The sequence below is a fragment of the Hydrogenophaga sp. genome (genome assembly GCF_030656115.1).
Taxonomy (GTDB): domain Bacteria; phylum Pseudomonadota; class Gammaproteobacteria; order Burkholderiales; family Burkholderiaceae_C; genus Hydrogenophaga.
In genome coordinates this window covers 1-18,342 of record NZ_JAUSOO010000150.1, presented here as the reverse complement: position 1 = coordinate 18,342, position 18,342 = coordinate 1, and the positions used below count along the sequence as shown (strand labels likewise).

Below are 18,342 nucleotides of genomic sequence, written 5' to 3'. Positions count from 1 at the left end.
CACGTCGTACTGCTCGCCATCGCGCTTGAAACGCGTGACAGTGCGTCCGCCGAGCATGGTTTCCACCGTGCGGGCAATCACATCCACCCCAACGCCCATATCTGCTGCCCGCTCCCGATCCACATCCATCCGGATCTCAGGCTTGTTCAATCGAAGGTCGGTATCGACCTGAACGAAGCCAGGGTTCTGCGCCAGCCGGTCCTGAAACTGGCGTACCACCTGGGAGAGGTTTTCGTAGGTGTCGCTGGTCACGATCACATAGTTGACGGGCCGCTCCCGAAAGCCCTGTCCCAGGGATGGGGGTGTGATCGGAAACGAGCTGACTCCAGGAAGCGCAGCAATCTTCGGTGCGAGATCGCGTGCAATCTCCATCGTGGTGCGGTCTCGGTCCTCCCAGTCCTTGCCGCGCAGGATCACGCTGCCCTGGGCCACCGATGGGTTCCCCACAATGGTGAACACGCGCTCGAACTCGGGGTATTGGCTGGCAATGCCTTCAATGGCCTCAGCGTACTTTCGGGTGTAGGCCAACGTGGCTCCGTCCGGCCCGTTGATGGTGGCCAGGACAACGCCCCGATCCTCCATGGGCGCGAGTTCCTGACGCATGGACCCCAACAACCACCAACTGCCCGCTGCACTGGCCAGCATCACGCCCACCACGATCCAGCGAACCTGCAACGAAGCTCCCAGCACTCGCCCGTAGCCCTTCGTCAGGCGGTTGAGCTGCCGCTCCATGAACGCATCGAACCGCCCGGGACGAGGGTTGTGCTTGAGCAGCTTGGAACACATCATGGGCGAAAGGGTGAGCGCCACGAATCCCGAAACCACAACGGCACCCGCCAGCGCCAGTGCAAATTCGGCAAAAAGTCGTCCGGTGCGCCCTGGCGTGAACGCCAGAGGTGCATACACCGCCGCCAGCGTGAGTGTCATGGCCACCACAGCAAAGCCGATTTCCTTGGCCCCCTTGATGGCCGCTTCGAAGGGTTTCATGCCCTCTTCAATGTGCCTGTAGATATTCTCCAGCACCACGATCGAATCGTCCACCACCAGTCCAATGGCCAGCACCAGCGCCAGCAGTGTGAGGGTGTTGATCGAAAACCCGAACAACGCCATGAGCGCAAACGAGCCGATCAGGCTGACGGGTATGGTGACCAGCGGAATGATGGAAGCACGCAGGGTGCGCAGGAAGACGAAAATCACCAGTGCCACCAGCACCACCGCCTCGGCAATGGTGATGTAGACGGCCTTGATCGACCGGTCGATGAAGATGGAGTTGTCGTTGGCGATCTCCACCCGCACGCCATCGGGCAGGTCTGCCTCGATCCGCGGCAGCATTTCCCGCACGCCCGCAGAGAGTTCGAGCGGATTGGCGGTGGCCTGCCGAATGACGCCCAGCGATATGGCATCTCGCCCGTTGTAACGCACCGACGTCCGTTCGTCCTGGGGTGCCTGAAGCACCCTTGCCACGTCACCAATGCGGATCGCCTGACCATTCACGTTGCGAATCATCACATCGGTGAACTGCTCCGGCGTCTGCAGGTCGGTGGCGGCCGTGACATTGAATTCGCGCAGCGCACTTTCGATGCGGCCGGCCGGCACCTCCAGGTTGGAGCGGCGCAAGGCATCTTCCACGTCTTGAACGGTCAGGTTGTAGGCGGCCATGCGGTCCGGGTCAAGCCAGATCCGCATGGAATACCGGCGCTCGCCAAAGATGCGCACATCCGCCGCACCCGGCGCTGTCTGCAACCTCGGTTTGACATAGCGGTTGGCCAGATCGCTGAGCTCCAGCGGTGAAACGACGTCGGAGTTCAGTGCGAGCCAAACCACGGGCTGCGCATCGGCCTCCACTTTGGCGATCACCGGTTCATCTGCATCCTGCGGCAAGCGCTGGCGGACACGACTGACCTTGTCGCGCACATCGGCGGCTGCGGAATCGGGGTCGCGTTCCAGCTTGAAGCGCACCGTGATCTGGCTGCGCTCCTGGCGGCTGATCGAGGTGATGACGTCCACCCCTTCAATGCCGGCCAGCGAGTCTTCCAGCGTTTTGGTGACCTGCGACTCGACCACCTCGCTGGAGGCTCCCGTGAAACTGGTGCTGACCGTGACCGTGGGCTCGTCGATCTTGGGGTACTCGCGCACCGTCAAGCCGTTGAACGAGACCCAGCCCACCAGCAGAATCAGCAGCGAGAGCACGGTGGCAAACACCGGGCGGCGAATGGAAATTTCAGGCAATTGCATGCAGCGAGCTCCCGAAGAAAAGGGCCGTCAAACGGACGGGACAGCGTCGGACACCGTCATTTGGCGGGCGCAGCAGCGGGGGCCGAGCCGGCGCCTGCGGCCGAACCGCCAGGCGCTCCGCCGGCGGCACGGGGCCCGCCACCGGGTTTGTTCATATCCACCACCCGCACCGCCGTGCCGTCGCGCTGCAGCCGCTGCTGGCCGGCCACCACCACCGTGTCGCCCGCCGCCAGCCCGGCCAGCACCTGCACTTGCGCGCCCTGGCGCACGCCCAGCTGCACTTCGGTGCGCCGTGAAACGAGCCTGGCGGCATCGCCCTCACCTTCTTTTTCAAGCTTGAACACAAACTGCTTGCCGCCCTGGGGCACCAGCGCCTCTTCGGGCACGACCAGCGCGGCTTCATCGACCGAAAAAACCGTCAGCACGCGCGCAAACATGCCCGGCCGCAAATCACCGGCGGGCGAAGGTGGCAACACCGCGCGCACCGCCACCGAGCGGCCGTTGGCGTCGAGCAGCGGGTCCACCGCTTGCACGCGGGCCACAAAAGATTGGCCGGGCAAGGCATCAAGCTGCACCTGCACCGATTGACCCGCTGCAATGCGGGTCTGGTAGCGCTCAGGCAACCGAAAGTCCACCGTGAGGGCCGAGGTGTCTTCCAGGTTGACCAGATCGGCACCGTCTTTGACGTATTCGCCCAGGTTGATGCTGCGAAGACCCACGGTGCCGTCAAACGGTGCCATGACCCGCATGCGCTGCAAACGCGCCTGCGCCAGCGCCACCTGGGCTTCGGCCACTTGCAGGTTGGCCTGGCTTTCATCCAGCACCCGCTGGGCCACAAAATTCTCGGCCACCAGCTCCTGGTTGCGTTTGAGGTTGGCGCGTGCAATGGACAACTGCGCCTGCGCCTGGCTGAGCTCTGCACGCTGCAACACATCGTCCAGCTGCACCAGCAACTGTCCGCGTCGCACCCGCGCACCGTCGGCAAAACCTATCTGGGCGATGCGCCCACTCACCTCGGGCCGCAGCGTCACGCTCTGGCGCGAACGCAGCGTACCCACGGCTTGCGCGTCGTCCTGAATGCGCAGCGTTTTCACAGGCGCCACTTCAACACCCGGCACACCGCCCGTGCGACCGGCTCCAGCGGGTGCACCGGTGGGCGGTGTGCCCACCAGTGGCCCACCCACCGGGGCCGGCGCGGCCCGGTTTTGAAACCACCAGGCGCCGGCAGAAGCCAGCCCGATACCTGCGGCAGCGACCACCACGTAAAGCGTCTTGTTTGACATGTTTCAATTCATCAGGAAGGTGACACACAGCGACCACAGGACGCGCACAAAAAAACAATGTAACAGCCAAGAGGCGGTGGTGCAGGCAGAAGTTCAATCACCTTGCGGGTCGCCAAGCTCCGCGCTGGTTGAACAAACCGTTAACCCGGTACCCCCCGGTTGGCCAGCGCGTCGGCCCTTTCGTTGCCCGGATCGCCCGCGTGGCCCTTCACCCAGTGCCATTCAATTTTGTGAACGCCATCGTGCGTCAAGGCATCCAGCCGCTTCCACAGGTCGGCGTTTTTCACCGGCTGTTTGGCGGCGGTTTTCCATCCCTTGGTTTTCCAGCCATGGATCCACTCCGTGATGCCTTTGCGCACGTATTCACTGTCCAGGTACACCGCCACCGTACAAGGGCGATTGAGGGCCGAAATGCCCTCAATCACCGCCATGAGTTCCATGCGGTTGTTGGTGGTTTCGCGTTCACCGCCCCAGAGCTCTTTTTCATGCCCACCGGCCTTGAGAAAAACACCCCAACCGCCCGGACCGGGGTTGCCCTTGCAGGCACCGTCGGTGTAGATCACCACGTGATTCAATCGAAAACTCCATGAAAAACAAGAAAACCACAAAAGTGCTCGCAGCACACCGCAGGCAGCTTCATAACAAGGATGAAATCAGTGGCGGTTCGTCACCACCACGGGAGCCGAAGCCACCGCACGCCGGGGCTTCCAAGCGGGACCCAACAAGCGAACACCACGCACGCGCTTGACCGCCACCGCAAAATACACAGCGCCAAAAATTGGCCACCAGCGCGCCCCGGCCGGGTCCATCCAGGCGGTGCGCTGCAGCCATTTTTCGGTTTTTACCGCTGGTCGGTAGCAGCCGTAGCGGTCAGACTCTACTTCAAAACCGAGCAGTTGCAGCCAGTCGCGCAAGCGCCAGGGGCCAATGAAATCCCCAGCCTCGGGCAGGTACAGGCGAGCGGCGTCGGCCCCCGCCAGCCCCAAGCGTTCTCCCAGCCTCCCACGCCCTTGGCGCAAACCCCACAAACTGGCGGGGTTGAAGCCTGAAACCACCACCCGGCCCTCGGGTACCAACACGCGCTCAACCTCACGCAACACCTGGTGCGGATCGGCGCTGAGTTCCAGCGTGTGAGGCAACACCACCAAGTCCAGACTGGCTGCGGGAAATGGCAAAGCAGCCGCATCGGTGATGAGCGCCACACGGCGCCCAGGTGATTTTGGGGCAAGGCCACCTGCAGGGCTTTTCAACAGCGGCTCTAATGGCGCCAGTTCCTCGGGCAGCGCCAACCAACGGTGCGGCATACGGTTGGCGCGCAAGGCATCAAGCTCAGACAGCCCCAATTGCAAGGCGTTGTAGCCAAATAAATCGGCCACCGCCAAATCAAACTGAGTCTGCTCCCAACCCAAAAGGTACTGACCAGGCGCGGTTTGCAGCCAACTGCTCAATTCGCCAGGCTGCGGGTCTGCGGAATGTTCTGTGTTCAAGGCCGGTTGTCTCCAAGGGCGGGTAACCAGGTAGCGGTTGCCCGCAGTCCACGCAAGACGATCGTAAACGCTCAATCAACAAAGCTGGATCAATAGGTGCTTCAATCCCGATACACAGCGGCCAACGACCGGTTCACAGCCTGTTTCAGCCGCTGCACGATTTGTTCGAGTTCATCCGGCGTGCTGATAAACGGAGGGGCCAACAAGATGTGGTCGCCGCATCTGCCATCGACCGTGCCACCCATGGGGTAGACCATCAAGCCCTCGGCCATGGCTTCGCGCTTGATAAGCACATGCAGCTTGTGGACCGGGTCGATCCACTGTTTGCTGGCCCGGTCTGCCACCAGTTCCAAGCCCCAGAACAGGCCGCGCCCGCGGATGTCTCCCACATTGGGGTGGTCGCCAAAGACCTCCTGCAGCAACCCTTGCAGTTGCTGCCCGCGTTCGCGCACCTGGACCAGCAGCCCATCGCGCTGAATCACGCGTTGCACCGCCAGCGCGGCCGCGCAAGCCACTGCGTGGCCCAGGTAGGTATGCCCATGCTGGAACAGGCCGCTTCCTTGGCGAAACGCGTTCACCAGCCGGCCCTGGGCCAGCACCGCACCAATCGGCTGATAACCGCCGCCGAGACCCTTTGCAATGGTCAGCAGATCGGGCACCACATTGTCTTGCTCGCAAGCGTGCAGCGTGCCGGTGCGACCCATGCCGCACATCACCTCGTCCAGGATCAGCAAAATGCCGTGGCGGTCGCACAGCTCACGCACGCCCTTGAAATACCCAGGCACCGGCGTTAGCACGCCGGCCGTGGCACCACCCACGGTTTCGGCCACAAAGGCCATCACGTGGTCGCCCCCCAGTTCGTCTATCGTCACCGACAACTCGGCCACCAGACGCTGACCGTATTGTTCGGCCGTTTCGTCGCTGCGGCGATCGCGGTATTCGTAGCAAGGCGCCACGTGGGTCACGTCCATCAGGATCGGCTTGAACTGCTCACGACGCCAGGCGTTGCCCCCAACGGCCAGAGCACCCAAGGTGTTGCCGTGGTAGCTCTGGCGCCGGGCAATGAAATGGCGCCGCTGTGGCTGGCCTATTTCCACAAAATACTGGCGCGCCATTTTCAGCGCCGCCTCCACCGCTTCAGAGCCACCGCTCACAAAATACACGTGGCTCATGCCGGCGGGCGCGGTATCGATCAACAGATCGGCCAGCTCTTCGGCCACAGCCGTGGTGAAAAAGCTGGTGTGTGCGTAAGCCAATTGGTCAATCTGAGCGTGCATGGCAGCGATCACATCTGGATGACCGTGGCCCAGACACGACACCGCCGCACCGCCCGAGGCATCGAGGTAGACCTTGCCGCTGGCATCGGTGATGGAAATGCCCTGCCCGCTGACCGCCACGGGCAAGCCGTGGTGCAACTGGCGGTGGAACACGTGGGTGGTGTCTGGCTGGATGGCGGCGAGGGGCGTTGGGGTGTTCATGCTTTGGCAATGAAAAGTGCAAACGGACAAAAAATGGTCGGCACGTCAGAGACCGACCAGCGATGAAACATCGCCTACGGCCTCGGGTTGGTTTTACCCAGTACAAGCAAGCTGTTTGCCGTTGCTGTCGAGGTTGACTGAGTGCAACACTGCCTTGGCGCCTTGCTCAGCGACCACCGGCATAGGCGTTTCGATCAAGGACCGAGCGTTGATCATGCAACGAAAAAAAGACGGGTGGCTTGTCCGATCGAGACGTCCAACAGCGACAGAGGGAGATCTGCCTGAGCCAGCCAACGGCACGCGCGCACAACCGGGCCCGCGCTACCGCCGCCGAGGGCATGGTACAGAGCGCCTGACTCACAGGTACCAACAAGTCGTCGCTGACACAAATGCCACTGGAACGGGGGAAGCCACCGCGAAGCGGGGCAGCAGCAACTGCCGCATTCATGCAGTGGCTGAACGCCTACGAAAAACGACCCATCATTCCCACTCGATGGTCGCTGGCGGCTTGCTGCTCACGTCGTAGGTCACGCGGTTGATACCGCGCACCTCGTTGATGATGCGACTGGACACCTTCTTGAGCAGCGGGTACGGCAGCTCGGCCCAGTCGGCGGTCATGAAGTCGCTGGTCTGCACCGCGCGCAGCGCCACCACGTAGTCGTAGGTGCGGCCATCACCCATCACCCCCACGCTCTTGACCGGCAGAAACACGGTGAAGGCTTGGCTGGTCAGGTCGTACCAGCTCTTGCCGCTGGGATGATCGATGGTGGAACGCAGTTCCTCGATGAAGATCGCATCGGCCCGGCGCAGCAGGTCGGCGTATTCCTTTTTCACTTCACCCAGAATGCGCACCCCCAGGCCCGGGCCCGGGAACGGGTGCCGGTAGACCATGTCGTGCGGCAGGCCGAGCGCCACACCCAGTTCCCGCACCTCGTCCTTGAACAGGTCGCGCAAAGGTTCCAGCAGCTTCAAACCCAGTTGCTCGGGCAAGCCGCCCACGTTGTGGTGGCTCTTGATGGTGACGGCCTTCTTGCTTTTGGCGCCACCGGATTCGATCACATCCGGATAAATTGTGCCTTGTGCCAACCACTTGGCGCCTTTTGTTGAAGCACCACTTGAGATCAGTTTGGCCGCTTCGGCCTTGAAAACCTCGACGAATTCGCGGCCGATGATCTTGCGTTTGGCCTCCGGCTCGCTCACACCGGCCAGATGGCCGAGGAACTGCTCGGCCGCATCCACGCGGATCACTTTGGCATGCAGCTTGCCGACGAACATGTCCATGACCATGTCGCCTTCGTTCAGGCGCAGCAGGCCGTGGTCGACAAACACGCAGGTCAGCTGATCGCCAATGGCGCGGTGGATCAGGGCCGCCGCGACCGACGAATCGACGCCACCGGACAGACCGAGAATGACTTCTTCGCCGCCGACCTGTTCGCGGATTTTCTGTACGGCTTCTTCGATGTGGTCACGCATGACCCAGTCGGCCCGGGTTCCGCAAATGTCCAGCACGAAGCGCTCCAGCAGGGCCTTGCCTTGCACCGTGTGGGTGACTTCGGGGTGGAACTGCACCGCGTAATAACCACGGTCCACGTCGGCCATGCCGGCAATGGGGCAGGCATCGGTGCTGGCCATCAGCTTGAAGCCCGACGGCATTTCGGTGACCTTGTCGCCATGGCTCATCCAGACCTTGAGCATGCCGTGGCCTTCGGGCGTGTGAAAGTCCGCAATGTCTTTGAGCAGGGGCGTGTGGCCGCGTGCGCGCACTTCGGCATAGCCAAACTCACGGGTGTGACCGGCCTCGACCTTGCCGCCCAACTGCTGGGCCATGGTCTGCATGCCATAGCAAATACCCAGTACCGGGATGCCCAGCTCAAACACGGCATCCGGCGCCTTGTCATCCACCTCGTACACGCTGGCGTGGCTGCCGGAGAGGATCACGCCCTTGAGCTGACCGTCGGCTGCAAACTCACGCACCCAGGCGTCGCTCACGTCACAGGGATGGACCTCGCAATACACGTGGGCTTCACGCACGCGGCGGGCGATCAGCTGGGTGACTTGTGAGCCGAAATCGAGGATGAGGATTTTTTGGTGCTGCATGGCGTTATGGGGTGGGCTATTCAGAAAACAAAAAGGCCGTCCATCAGGACGGCCACTGGCTTCGCAGCGCTCACTCTGCGCGGTAGTTCGGCGCTTCTTTGGTGATTTGCACGTCGTGCACGTGGCTCTCGCGGATGCCAGCCGAAGTGATTTCGACAAACTCCGCCTTGCTGCGCATGTGTTCAATGGTAGGGCAGCCGCAATAGCCCATGGAAGCACGCAAACCACCCGCCATCTGAAAAATGATAGACACAACCGAACCCTTGTAAGGCACACGACCTTCAATACCTTCGGGTACCAGTTTGTCCGCATTGGGGTTGCCAGTGCTGCTTTCCTGAAAGTAGCGATCGGCACTGCCCTGCTGCATGGCGCCAATGGAGCCCATGCCGCGGTAACTTTTGTAGCTGCGGCCTTGAAACAACACGATTTCGCCGGGTGCCTCTTCGGTTCCGGCAAACATGCCACCCATCATCACCGTGTTGGCGCCGGCTGCAATGGCTTTGGCAATGTCACCGCTGTAGCGGATGCCACCGTCGGCAATCATGGGCACACCCGTGCCTTGCAGCGCGGTGGCCACATTGTCAATCGCCATGATCTGGGGCACACCAACGCCTGCCACGATGCGGGTAGTGCAAATAGAACCAGGACCTATACCGACCTTGACAGCATCGGCACCCGCATCGACCAGCGCCAACGCAGCACCGCCGGTGGCGATATTGCCTCCAATCACGTCCACCTGCGGGTAATTTTGCTTGACCCAACGCACGCGATCCAAAACGCCTTTGCTGTGGCCATGGGCCGTGTCCACGACGATCGCATCCACCCCTGCTTTTACCAAGGCTTCCACGCGCTCTTCGGTACCCTCACCCACACCAACGGCGGCCCCCACCCGCAGGCGGCCGGCGGCATCGCGCGCAGCATTCGGAAAATTGAGCTGCTTGGTGATGTCTTTTACCGTGATCAGCCCCTTGAGTTCAAAAGCATCGTTCACCAGCAACAGGCGTTCCAGCTTGTGCTTGTTCAACAGCGTCTTGGCCTCGGCGGGTGTCGTTCCATCGGGCATGGTGATCAGGCGCTCGCGAGGCGTCATGATCTCGCTCACGGGCAAGTCATAGCGTGTTTCAAAACGCAGGTCGCGGCCTGTGACAATACCGACCACCTTGCCTGCATCCACGACCGGGAAGCCAGAAACACCGAGATCGTCCGACAGTTTCATGACCTGGCGGATCGTGGTCTGGGGTGTGATCACCACCGGATCGCGCAACACGCCCGACTCGTAACGTTTGACCTTGGCCACATGCGCAGCTTGCTCGGCAGCTGTGAGGTTTTTGTGAACAATACCAATGCCGCCTTCCTGTGCGATGGCAATCGCCAAACGCGCTTCGGTCACTGTGTCCATCGCCGCGGAAACCAAAGGAAGGTTCAGCTGAATGTTGCGGGAAAACTGGGTGGCAAGAGAAGTGTCCTTGGGGAGGACCTGGGAGTACGCTGGCACCAACAAGACATCGTCGAAGGTGAGCGCTTTGCCGAGTAGGCGCATGGGTAAAACTCCAAAAGCAATATTGTATCCGGCCAATATCCGGGCAAACCCGACTGGTCACCACGCAGTCTGGCGCTGTCAAATGGGGAAAAGTCGCCAAAAGAAAGGCTGTTCTTGTTTGTCGCCGGATGGAAGCCAGAGATCCCCAGATCAGACAAGCTGCCAGGGCGCTAAACTTCACCCATGGAATTCAAAACTTTCTTTTCCATGCCGTGGCGGCATTGGGTGCTGTGCCTTTTAACCGGCCTCGTCTGCAGTTCGGTTCTGGCCCAATGGCAATGGGTAGACGAAACAGGCCGCAAAGTGTTCAGTGACACAGCGCCACCCATATCCGTGCCGGACACAAGCATTCTGAAACGCCCCGGTTTGCACACGAACACCAACGCGGCGGGTACCAACACACCCGCCACCGGGACCGATGCGGCTGCACCGCTCGACACGGGCGCTGCGCCCAAATTGAGTGGGCGCGACGAACAACTGGAAACGCGCAAGAAGCAGGCTGAAGAAGCCGAGCAGGCCAAGAAAAAGGCCGACGAAGAGCGTCAGGCCAAGGTTCGTGCTGAAAATTGCGAGAGGGCGAAACGAGCCAAGTCCACACTGGACTCCGGCATTCGAATAGCCACCACCAATGCGAAGGGTGAGCGCGAGATATTGGACGATGCCGGTCGGGCTGCTGAAGCGAAACGTCTGCAGGACATCATCCGCTCCGAATGCAGCGCAAGAGTCAACTGAAAGATCGCAGGTCTTCCGCCATCCATGCATTGCTTCATCGCCAACCGCAGATTGCGTTGATCAGTAGCCTGATTTGGAGCCAGGTCGACGGCGGGTAAACAAGCCCGCACCCCGCGCACCCTGCCCAACAAAACGCTCCCGACGAGCCACCTTGGGATCTACGCGCAGGTCTCGGTAAATCTCAACACGATCACCGTCTCTGAGCGGCGTATGCCCATGGGCCTTGCGTCCCCAAACACCCAGAGCGAGATCTTGGTCTTTGATTTCAGGAAAGCGGCTCAGCCAGCCCGACTGCTGCAGAGCCTGAGCGACGGTAACACCGGTGGGCAACTCAAGGCTGGTTTCATGGACCGTACGCGGTGCACTGGCGAAGATCAATGTGATGTTCAGGAGATCGCTCATCGGGGTCCGTCAAACGCTGCCATAAACCTGGTCGGCACGCTTCACAAAAGCATCGACCAAGTTGCCTGCAATTTTGTCAAAGACCGGTCCCACCAACTTGGCCAGCGTCGCGCTGTTAAACCCGTAACTCAGCGTGAACTCCACCTTGCAGGCACGTTGGCTGCCATCACCCAGCGGGGTGAACACCCAGCACCCGTCGAGATGCGAAAACGGGCCATCCACAAGTTCCATACTCACCTTTCGGTTGTCTTCGTGCACGTTGCGTGTTGTGAAGCTGTGACGCAGGCCGCTGATGGCCATACCCACTTTGGCCACCATGGTGTGGTCTGCCTGCTCCAGCACCTCGCCGTGCTCGCACCAAGGCAAAAACTGTGGGTAATGTTCAATATCGGTCACCAGCGCAAACATTTCATGAGCGCTGTGCCAAAGCAAGACAGATTTGTGAATGGTTTTCATACAATGGACCTGCGTGCAAGCGGGTTCAAAACCCGCCGGTCAGCTGGTTTGCCCCAGGGCTATCGACGTGATGTCGATGCGACATGCACCAGCACATGAGCACCGTACTCCATTGTATGGGCCTTGCAGGTTCGACCCTGCGGCCCCACTTGAACCTCCATGGCCACCAAATCCAACAAATCCGCTCCCGTCAAAGGCGTAGACAGCCGAATCGCCGACAACAAAAAAGCGTTCTTCAACTACGCCATTGAGGAGCGTTTTGAAGCCGGCATTGTCTTGGAGGGATGGGAAGTGAAAGCCCTGCGCGAAGGCAAGGTGCAGTTGACCGATGGGTACGTGGTCATCCGCGAAGGTGAATTGTTCCTGATTGGCTGCCAGATCAATCCGCTCAACACCGCGTCCAGCCACATCTCGCCAGACGCGGTGCGAACCAAAAAATTGCTGCTGCACAAAGACCAGATCCGCCGACTGATTGGCAAGATCGAGCAAAAGGGATACACCTTGGTTGCGCTAAACCTGCACTGGAAAAACGGCAAGGTGAAATGCGACATGGCCCTGGCCAAAGGCAAGGCCGAGCACGATAAACGCGACACCATCAAAGACCGTGAAGGCAAACGCGAGGTCGAGCGTGCCATGAAAAGCCGTCAGCGCTGAGACCAACAAGAAGGCCAGGTCGGTCGAAAAGGCCCGCTGTCGGGATCAGCAGCCGGATATCAACCCAGTGAACGAAGCGGGTGTGCGTGGGCTGGCCAGGGGCTTTCAAAAAAAGCAGCCACGAGCTCAGGTCTCACATCATCCACACGCGCGGGGTTCCAGCAAGGCTGGTGGTCTTTGTCCACCGCCAGTGCGCGAATGCCTTCCACCGTCTCGCTGGCCGCACCCGGGCGCAACTGAAAGCAGTGCCGCACCATGTCGCGCTCCATACGCAAGTCATCGGCCAACCCCATGCCGCGCGCACGCCGAATCTGTTCAAGCACCACATGCAGCATGAGCGGTGAACGCTTGTGCAGCGTCGCCAAGGTGGCGCGCGCCCATTCAGAATCCGTGGCGGCCAGTGCACCCATGATTTGAGCCACGTTGTTTAAACCAAAAACACGGTTGACTTCAAGTACAGGCCACGGCACAGACGCCGTTGAGGTATTCAAGTGGCTGGCGCACCAGCGCTCCACCGACGCACCGTTTTCAAACGGTGTTTGTTCCAGCGAATTCCACAGACCCACCAGGCGCCCCGAATCCATGAATCCATCCGCAAGACCCGCCGCCATGGCATCACGACCACCCAACACCAGACCGGTCAAAGCGAGGTACTCGCCCAGTCGCCCGGCACAGCGGCTCAGGAAATAACCACCGCCTACATCGGGAAACAAACCAATGCCCGTCTCGGGCATGGCCAGCTTGCTGCGCTCGGTCACAATGCGCAAGCTGGCGCCCTGACTGATGCCCATGCCGCCCCCCATCACGATGCCGTCCATCAAGGCAATGTAGGGTTTGGCGTAGGTATGGATCAAATGGTTGAGCGCATATTCCTCGGTGAAGAAGTCTTCCAGCGCGGGGTTGCCACTCAAAGCGGCCTGGTGAAAAAACCGAATATCACCGCCCGCACAGAAGGCACCAAACGGCCCGGCCTTGTTCATGCCACGCACCACCACGGCCAGCACATGCGCATCGTCACGCCAGTCCAGCAGAGCCTGCGTGATGGTGCGAATCATGCCGAGCGACAAAGCGTTGAGCGCCTGAGGCCGGTTCAAGGTGATACAACCCACCCGCCCGCGCAGTTCGGCGACAACATGGTTTTCTGCAGACAGCGTGGACATGATCAAGCTCCTTTGACGTGGGTGCACAATAATGGGGTTGGCTCAGCGTGTGGGCTGGTTCAAGGTCTGTATGCGGGGTGCCCCGGTCCGAGAGCGCCACCCCAACAACTCGTTCACCAGCAAGGCACCAATGACCAGACTGCCGCCCACCATCACCTCAGCCGTCGGCCTTTCATGCGCCCACACCCAGGCCAGCAAAATACCAAAGATGACTTCCAGCAAGGCCAGCAGTGAAATTTCGGGGGCCTTCAGAATACGTGCACAAACCACCGACAAAGCGCAAGGTATGGCCAACTGGAACAGACCAAGCAAAGCCAGCCAACCTACGTCCGAAGCCGTGGCCGAAAATGGCAACGCAAACGGCAATGTCAGCATTGCAGAAATCACCGCCCCCAACAAAACCGAGGGCACAAGGTCTATCTTTTCGCCCTGAGACTGGCTCCGTTGCACCACAGTCCAATTGATGGCTCCCGCCACGGGCACACAAAGCGCCACCAAGGAGCCGAGCACCAGATCGGAAGCACCGGCCGATTCGCCGTGGAAGGCTGCGAGCACTTGGCTACCGTACATGTAAACGATGCCTGCACCGGCCGCCACAATAGCCATCCAGGTGCGCTGCGGAAGGCGCTGTCCGATGGTAAAGCGGGCCACGAGCGCAGTAAACAATGGCCCTGCCGCCAGAATGATCAACACGTTGGCCACGCTGGTGAAGGTCAGGGCCAACATGAATGCCGTGAACATGACGCTCCAGCAAGCACCTGACAGCCAAAACGCGCGGGACTCTGGCAACACGCCCCAGTGGTTGTGCATGAACTGCCCAACACCGGAGCGCTCAGTCAAGGCGTGCGCCGGATTGTGTTCGCTGGCATAGCGCCAGACGGGAAGGATCACCAAAAGCGACAAGGCCGTGAAGGCACTGCGCCAGAACGTGACTTCAAATCGTGCGGCGGATTCCAGCTGCCGAGAAACGACCCCAGCACTGGACCACAGAAGCGTCACCAAAACCATCAACGCCACGGCCTGCGTGTGGCTCAGTTGGCGAGAAGAGGACATATCGTAGCTCTGAAGAAAAACAGGCAAGGGCGCACAAGCAACACCGGACAAGTCACCCCAATAGGTGACTGCCCCCTGCACCAAGTGGCTTACTTGTTGCGCTTGCGGTCGCTTTCTTTCAGGAAGCGTTTGCGCAGGCGGACCGACTTGGGCGTGATTTCCACCAGCTCGTCGTCTTCAATGAACTCCACACCATACTCAAGGTTGAGGTCAATCGGTGGCGTGATCTTGATCGCATCTTCCTTGCCGGACACACGGAAGTTGGTCAGCTGCTTGGTGCGGGTGGCGTTGACCACCAGGTCGTTGTCGCGGCTGTGAATACCGACGATCATGCCTTCGTACACCGGATCACCGGCCTTCACAAACATACGGCCACGATCGTCCAGCTTGCCCAGGGCGTAGGTGAAAATTTCACCGTCGTCCATGGAGATCAACACGCCGTTCTTGCGGCTGGCGATATCGCCTTTGTGCGGCTCGTAACTATCGAAGATGTTGGAAATCAGACCGGAACCACGGGTCAGGTTCAAGAATTCGTTGGTGAAACCAATCAAGCCTCGCGCCGGAATGCGGTATTCCAGGCGCACGCGACCACGACCGTCCGGCTCCATGTTGGCCAGTTCGCCCTTGCGCTCGCCCAGGGCTTGCATCACGCCACCCTGGTGCTGCTCTTCAATGTCAGCGGTCACCAGCTCAATGGGTTCGTAGCGCACACCATCCACATCGCGGAACACCACGCGCGGCTTGGAAACGGCCAGTTCGTAACCTTCGCGGCGCATGTTTTCCAACAAAATGGTCAGGTGCAGTTCACCACGGCCCATGACTTCGAAAATACCGTCTTCGTCGGTTTCTTTGACGCGCAAGGCGACGTTGGACTGCAACTCTTTCTGCAGGCGGTCCCAGATCTGACGGCTGGTCACGTACTTGCCTTCGCGACCCGCCAGCGGGCTGGTGTTGACGCAGAAGTTCATGGTCAGGGTAGGCTCGTCCACCTTCAGCATGGGCAGCGGAGCCGGGTTGAGCGGGTCGGTGATGGTTACACCAATCCCGATGTCCGCGATGCCGTTGATCAGCACGATCTCGCCAGGACCGGCTTCGGTCGCCTGAACACGGTCCAGACCCTGGAAGGTCAGCACCTGGTTGATGCGGCCTTTGATGGACTTGCCATCTGGACCTTCCATCACCAGCACATCCATGTTGGGCTTGATCGTGCCCTGGCTGATGCGGCCCACACCGATGCGGCCCACGAAAGAAGAAAAGTCCAGCGCAGAAATCTGCAACTGCAAAGGCGCTTCTGGGTCACCGGTCTGCGCAGGCACGTGCTTGAGCACGGTTTCAAACAAAGCCGACATGTCAGGACCCCACTGCTCACCCGGCGCACCCTCTTCCAGCGACGACCAGCCGTTGATACCGGAGGCGTAAACCACGGGGAAATCCAGCTGCTCGTCGTTGGCACCGAGCTTGTCGAACAGGTCGAAAGCGGCGTTCACGACCTTGTCGGGGTTGGCGCCGGGCTTGTCCACCTTGTTGACCACCACGATGGGCTTGAGGCCCAGGGCCAGCGCCTTCTTGGTCACGAAGCGGGTCTGCGGCATCGGGCCTTCCTGGGCGTCGATCAGCAACACCACGCCATCCACCATGGACAGGGCGCGTTCCACCTCACCACCGAAGTCCGCGTGACCGGGGGTATCGACGATGTTGATGTGCGTGCCCTGCCAGCTCACAGCACAGTTTTTGGCCAGAATCGTGATGCCACGCTCTTTTTCGATGGCGTTGTTGTCCATCACCGTGTCCACCACCTTTTCGTGCTCTGCAAAGGTGCCCGATTGGCGCAGCAGTTGGTCCACCATGGTGGTTTTGCCATGGTCCACGTGGGCGATGATGGCGATGTTGCGGATTTGTTTGCTCATGATGTGAGTTCCGGTGAGGTTTCCAGGATTTGCTGTATTTCGATGGGGCTCAGCAGCCGCCCCGGGATCAGTTCACCGCCGTCGATGTGGGCACTACCCAGCAACACACGGTCGGTTGTTGTTTCGGCACAGCCCCCAGGCACAGGCCCGAATACCGCTACCTGTGCATTGTTGGGCCAAGCGCCGCGACGGCGCACACCGCTCAGAAAACGTCCGGCACTTTCCGCCTCCAGCGACACCGGCGTGTAGTCTTTGAGCAAGGTCTGTACGGGGAGCAAGCACCCCAGGCGCTGTTCTTCGGTGGCGGCTTCCAGCGCTTCTAGCGTGGTGCATTGGCTGGCGTCAAATGGCCCGGTGGCCACCCGGCGCAACATGGTCAGGTGACCGCCGCAACCCAGCGCTTCGCCAATGTCCTCGCCCAGCGTGCGAATGTAGGTACCTTTGCTGCAACGCACCCGCAAATGCAGGCTGGGATTCTCACCCGTGAGTTGCATATTGAGCAACTCCAGATCGTGGATCACCACGTTCCGGGCTTCGCGCTCCACCGTTTCACCATCGCGCGCGTACTCGTAGAGGGCCCTGCCGCCTTTTTTGAGCGCACTGTACATCGGTGGAACCTGGGCAATGGGGCCCATGAAGTGGTCGAGCACCTCGACCACCTGGCCAGGCGTGCAAGTCACAAGACGGGTTTCAATGACCTCGCCCTCGGCATCACCCGTGGCCGTTTTCTGCCCCAGACGCACCGTGGTTTCGTAGATTTTGTCGGCATCCAGATGGATCTGGCTGAACTTGGTGGCCGCACCAAAACACAAGGGCAACACGCCCGTGGCCAGAGGATCCAGCGTACCGGTATGCCCTGCTTTTTCAGCACGCAGCAACCATTTGGCCTTTTGCAAAGCCTGGTTGCTGGAAAGACCCAGCGGTTTGTCGAGCAGCAGCACCCCATGCACAGGGCGCCGCTGCACCCGAGTGCGTGGCGCGTGCATGGTCAGTCCTCCTGAGCGCGAGAAGAAACGGCCTTGGCGATCAAGGCGTTCATATCGGCCGCGCGCTCGGTCGTGCGATCAAACACAAAGTGCAAGGTGGGCACCGTGTGGATGTGCAAGCGCTTGAACAGGCCGCTGCGCAGAAAACCGGCAGCGGTGTTCAGGCCCTGCAAGGTCTCTTGTGGGTCGCCTGTGAGCAGGCTGAAGAACACCTTGGCGTGGGCGTAATCGGGCGTGACCTCGACCGCATTGATCGTGACCATGCCCACCCGCGGGTCTTTGAGCTCGCGTGCGATCAGCTCGGTCAGATCGCGCTGGATCTGGTCGGCGACGCGAAAACCGCGGTTCGGGGTGGATGATTTTTTACGCATGGGTGAGTAGTCCTGCCGGTCGGCGGGCGGCCCTTGCGGGACAGCCTGCCTTGCGGCGATCAGGCTTCCAGGGTCCTGGCCACTTCACGGATTTCAAAGAATTCCAGCATGTCGCCCACCTGGATGTCGTTGTAACCCTTGACGTTCAGGCCGCACTCGAAGCCTTCCTTGACTTCCTTGGCATCGTCCTTGAAACGTTTGAGCGAGTCGAGTTCGCCGGTGAAGACGACCACGTTCTCGCGCAGCAGGCGCAGGCGCGCATTGCGGCGGACCACGCCAGCGGTGACCATACAGCCGGCGATGGAGCCGATCTTGCTGACCTTGAACACCTGGCGGATCTCGGCGGTGCCGATGACTTCTTCCTTCTTGTCCGGCGTCAGCATGCCCGACATCGCGGCGCGCAACTCGTCCACAGCGTCATAAATGATGTTGTAGTAACGCAGATCCACGCCATTGTTTTCGGCCTGCTTGCGGGCCTGGGCATCGGCACGCGTGTTGAAA

The 18,342-nt window shown here is 60.6% G+C and carries 17 protein-coding genes; 2 read left to right on the top strand and 15 right to left on the bottom strand.

What is annotated here, in order from left to right; genetic code table 11:
• The 7 genes from Q7J58_RS19845 to guaB all read right to left on the bottom strand — a co-directional run.
• Positions 1–2,235: efflux RND transporter permease subunit (locus tag Q7J58_RS19845; protein WP_304831448.1), on the bottom strand; the 2,235-nt coding region annotated here is incomplete at its 3' end.
• Positions 2,236–2,291: 56 nt separating this feature from the next.
• Positions 2,292–3,518: an efflux RND transporter periplasmic adaptor subunit gene (locus tag Q7J58_RS19840; RefSeq protein ID WP_304831447.1), complete on the bottom strand. Its 1,227-nt coding sequence runs from the start codon at positions 3,516–3,518 to the stop codon at positions 2,292–2,294.
• Positions 3,519–3,658: 140 nt separating this feature from the next.
• Positions 3,659–4,093: a ribonuclease HI gene (gene rnhA, locus Q7J58_RS19835; RefSeq protein ID WP_304831445.1), complete on the bottom strand. Its 435-nt coding sequence runs from the start codon at positions 4,091–4,093 to the stop codon at positions 3,659–3,661.
• A 78-nt stretch (positions 4,094–4,171) separates the two neighbouring features.
• Positions 4,172–5,005 carry a methyltransferase domain-containing protein gene (locus Q7J58_RS19830; RefSeq protein ID WP_304831443.1) on the bottom strand — a complete coding sequence of 278 codons (834 nt, stop codon included), beginning with the start codon at positions 5,003–5,005 and terminating at the stop codon, positions 4,172–4,174.
• Between the two features lie 101 nt (positions 5,006–5,106).
• Positions 5,107–6,483 (bottom strand): aspartate aminotransferase family protein, encoded by a 1,377-nt coding sequence (locus Q7J58_RS19825; RefSeq protein WP_304831442.1) that lies wholly within the window; start codon positions 6,481–6,483, stop codon positions 5,107–5,109.
• Positions 6,484–6,963: 480 nt separating this feature from the next.
• Entirely contained in the window at positions 6,964–8,580 is a 1,617-nt protein-coding gene (gene guaA / locus Q7J58_RS19820) for a glutamine-hydrolyzing GMP synthase (protein WP_304831440.1), read from the bottom strand.
• A 70-nt stretch (positions 8,581–8,650) separates the two neighbouring features.
• The gene (guaB, locus tag Q7J58_RS19815) at positions 8,651–10,120 is read right to left on the bottom strand and encodes an IMP dehydrogenase (protein WP_304831438.1); all 1,470 of its coding nucleotides are present in this window, start codon (positions 10,118–10,120) and stop codon (positions 8,651–8,653) included.
• 183 nt (positions 10,121–10,303) lie between these two features.
• On the opposite strand from guaB, the gene Q7J58_RS19810 reads away from it, so the two are divergent.
• Positions 10,304–10,852 carry a DUF4124 domain-containing protein gene (locus Q7J58_RS19810; RefSeq protein ID WP_304831436.1) on the top strand — a complete coding sequence of 183 codons (549 nt, stop codon included), beginning with the start codon at positions 10,304–10,306 and terminating at the stop codon, positions 10,850–10,852.
• A gap of 60 nt (positions 10,853–10,912) precedes the next feature.
• Here Q7J58_RS19810 and Q7J58_RS19805 read toward each other — a convergent pair whose 3' ends face one another.
• Together Q7J58_RS19805 and Q7J58_RS19800 are read right to left on the bottom strand one after the other, a co-directional pair.
• On the bottom strand, positions 10,913–11,254 hold the full coding sequence (locus Q7J58_RS19805; RefSeq protein ID WP_304831434.1) for an RnfH family protein: 342 nt from the start codon (positions 11,252–11,254) through the stop codon (positions 10,913–10,915).
• A 9-nt stretch (positions 11,255–11,263) separates the two neighbouring features.
• Entirely contained in the window at positions 11,264–11,710 is a 447-nt protein-coding gene (locus Q7J58_RS19800) for a type II toxin-antitoxin system RatA family toxin (protein ID WP_304831432.1), read from the bottom strand.
• 159 nt (positions 11,711–11,869) lie between these two features.
• Here Q7J58_RS19800 and smpB point away from each other — a divergent pair, with 159 nt between their 5' ends.
• Positions 11,870–12,364: an SsrA-binding protein SmpB gene (gene smpB / locus Q7J58_RS19795; protein ID WP_304831431.1), complete on the top strand. Its 495-nt coding sequence runs from the start codon at positions 11,870–11,872 to the stop codon at positions 12,362–12,364.
• Between the two features lie 59 nt (positions 12,365–12,423).
• On the opposite strand, the gene Q7J58_RS19790 is transcribed toward smpB, so the two are convergent.
• The 6 genes from Q7J58_RS19790 to Q7J58_RS19765 form a co-directional block, all read right to left on the bottom strand.
• Positions 12,424–13,524, bottom strand: coding sequence for an enoyl-CoA hydratase/isomerase family protein (locus Q7J58_RS19790; protein ID WP_304831429.1), 1,101 nt, complete (start codon positions 13,522–13,524; stop codon positions 12,424–12,426).
• 42 nt (positions 13,525–13,566) lie between these two features.
• Positions 13,567–14,577 carry a DMT family transporter gene (locus tag Q7J58_RS19785; RefSeq protein WP_336623514.1) on the bottom strand — a complete coding sequence of 337 codons (1,011 nt, stop codon included), beginning with the start codon at positions 14,575–14,577 and terminating at the stop codon, positions 13,567–13,569.
• 89 nt (positions 14,578–14,666) lie between these two features.
• Positions 14,667–16,484, bottom strand: coding sequence for a translational GTPase TypA (gene typA / locus Q7J58_RS19780; RefSeq protein WP_304831427.1), 1,818 nt, complete (start codon positions 16,482–16,484; stop codon positions 14,667–14,669).
• Positions 16,481–17,470, bottom strand: a complete 990-nt coding sequence (gene truB, locus Q7J58_RS19775; protein WP_304831425.1) for a tRNA pseudouridine(55) synthase TruB — start codon at positions 17,468–17,470, stop codon at positions 16,481–16,483. Before truB ends, typA begins: the two co-directional genes overlap by 4 nt.
• A 2-nt stretch (positions 17,471–17,472) precedes the next feature.
• A complete protein-coding gene (rbfA, locus tag Q7J58_RS19770; RefSeq protein ID WP_304831424.1) occupies positions 17,473–17,841 on the bottom strand; it encodes a 30S ribosome-binding factor RbfA in 369 nt (122 codons plus the stop codon).
• Positions 17,842–17,900: 59 nt separating this feature from the next.
• A partial coding sequence (locus Q7J58_RS19765; protein WP_304831423.1) for an EF-Tu/IF-2/RF-3 family GTPase occupies positions 17,901–18,342 on the bottom strand: 442 nt, incomplete at its 5' end.

Bases quoted from the DNA above. Each gene is read 5' to 3' on its own strand.
- Q7J58_RS19840 (WP_304831447.1), bottom strand. From the start codon at position 3,518: ATGTCAAACAAGACGCTTTACGTGGTGGTCGCTGCCGCAGGTATCGGG.
- Q7J58_RS19825 (WP_304831442.1), bottom strand. From the start codon at position 6,483: ATGAACACCCCAACGCCCCTCGCCGCCATCCAGCCAGACACCACCCAC.
- guaA (WP_304831440.1), bottom strand. From the start codon at position 8,580: ATGCAGCACCAAAAAATCCTCATCCTCGATTTCGGCTCACAAGTCACC.
- guaB (WP_304831438.1), bottom strand. From the start codon at position 10,120: ATGCGCCTACTCGGCAAAGCGCTCACCTTCGACGATGTCTTGTTGGTG.
- Q7J58_RS19810 (WP_304831436.1), top strand. From the start codon at position 10,304: ATGGAATTCAAAACTTTCTTTTCCATGCCGTGGCGGCATTGGGTGCTG.
- Q7J58_RS19805 (WP_304831434.1), bottom strand. From the start codon at position 11,254: ATGAGCGATCTCCTGAACATCACATTGATCTTCGCCAGTGCACCGCGT.
- Q7J58_RS19800 (WP_304831432.1), bottom strand. From the start codon at position 11,710: ATGAAAACCATTCACAAATCTGTCTTGCTTTGGCACAGCGCTCATGAA.
- smpB (WP_304831431.1), top strand. From the start codon at position 11,870: ATGGCCACCAAATCCAACAAATCCGCTCCCGTCAAAGGCGTAGACAGC.
- Q7J58_RS19790 (WP_304831429.1), bottom strand. From the start codon at position 13,524: ATGTCCACGCTGTCTGCAGAAAACCATGTTGTCGCCGAACTGCGCGGG.
- Q7J58_RS19785 (WP_336623514.1), bottom strand. From the start codon at position 14,577: ATGTCCTCTTCTCGCCAACTGAGCCACACGCAGGCCGTGGCGTTGATG.
- typA (WP_304831427.1), bottom strand. From the start codon at position 16,484: ATGAGCAAACAAATCCGCAACATCGCCATCATCGCCCACGTGGACCAT.
- truB (WP_304831425.1), bottom strand. From the start codon at position 17,470: ATGCACGCGCCACGCACTCGGGTGCAGCGGCGCCCTGTGCATGGGGTG.
- rbfA (WP_304831424.1), bottom strand. From the start codon at position 17,841: ATGCGTAAAAAATCATCCACCCCGAACCGCGGTTTTCGCGTCGCCGAC.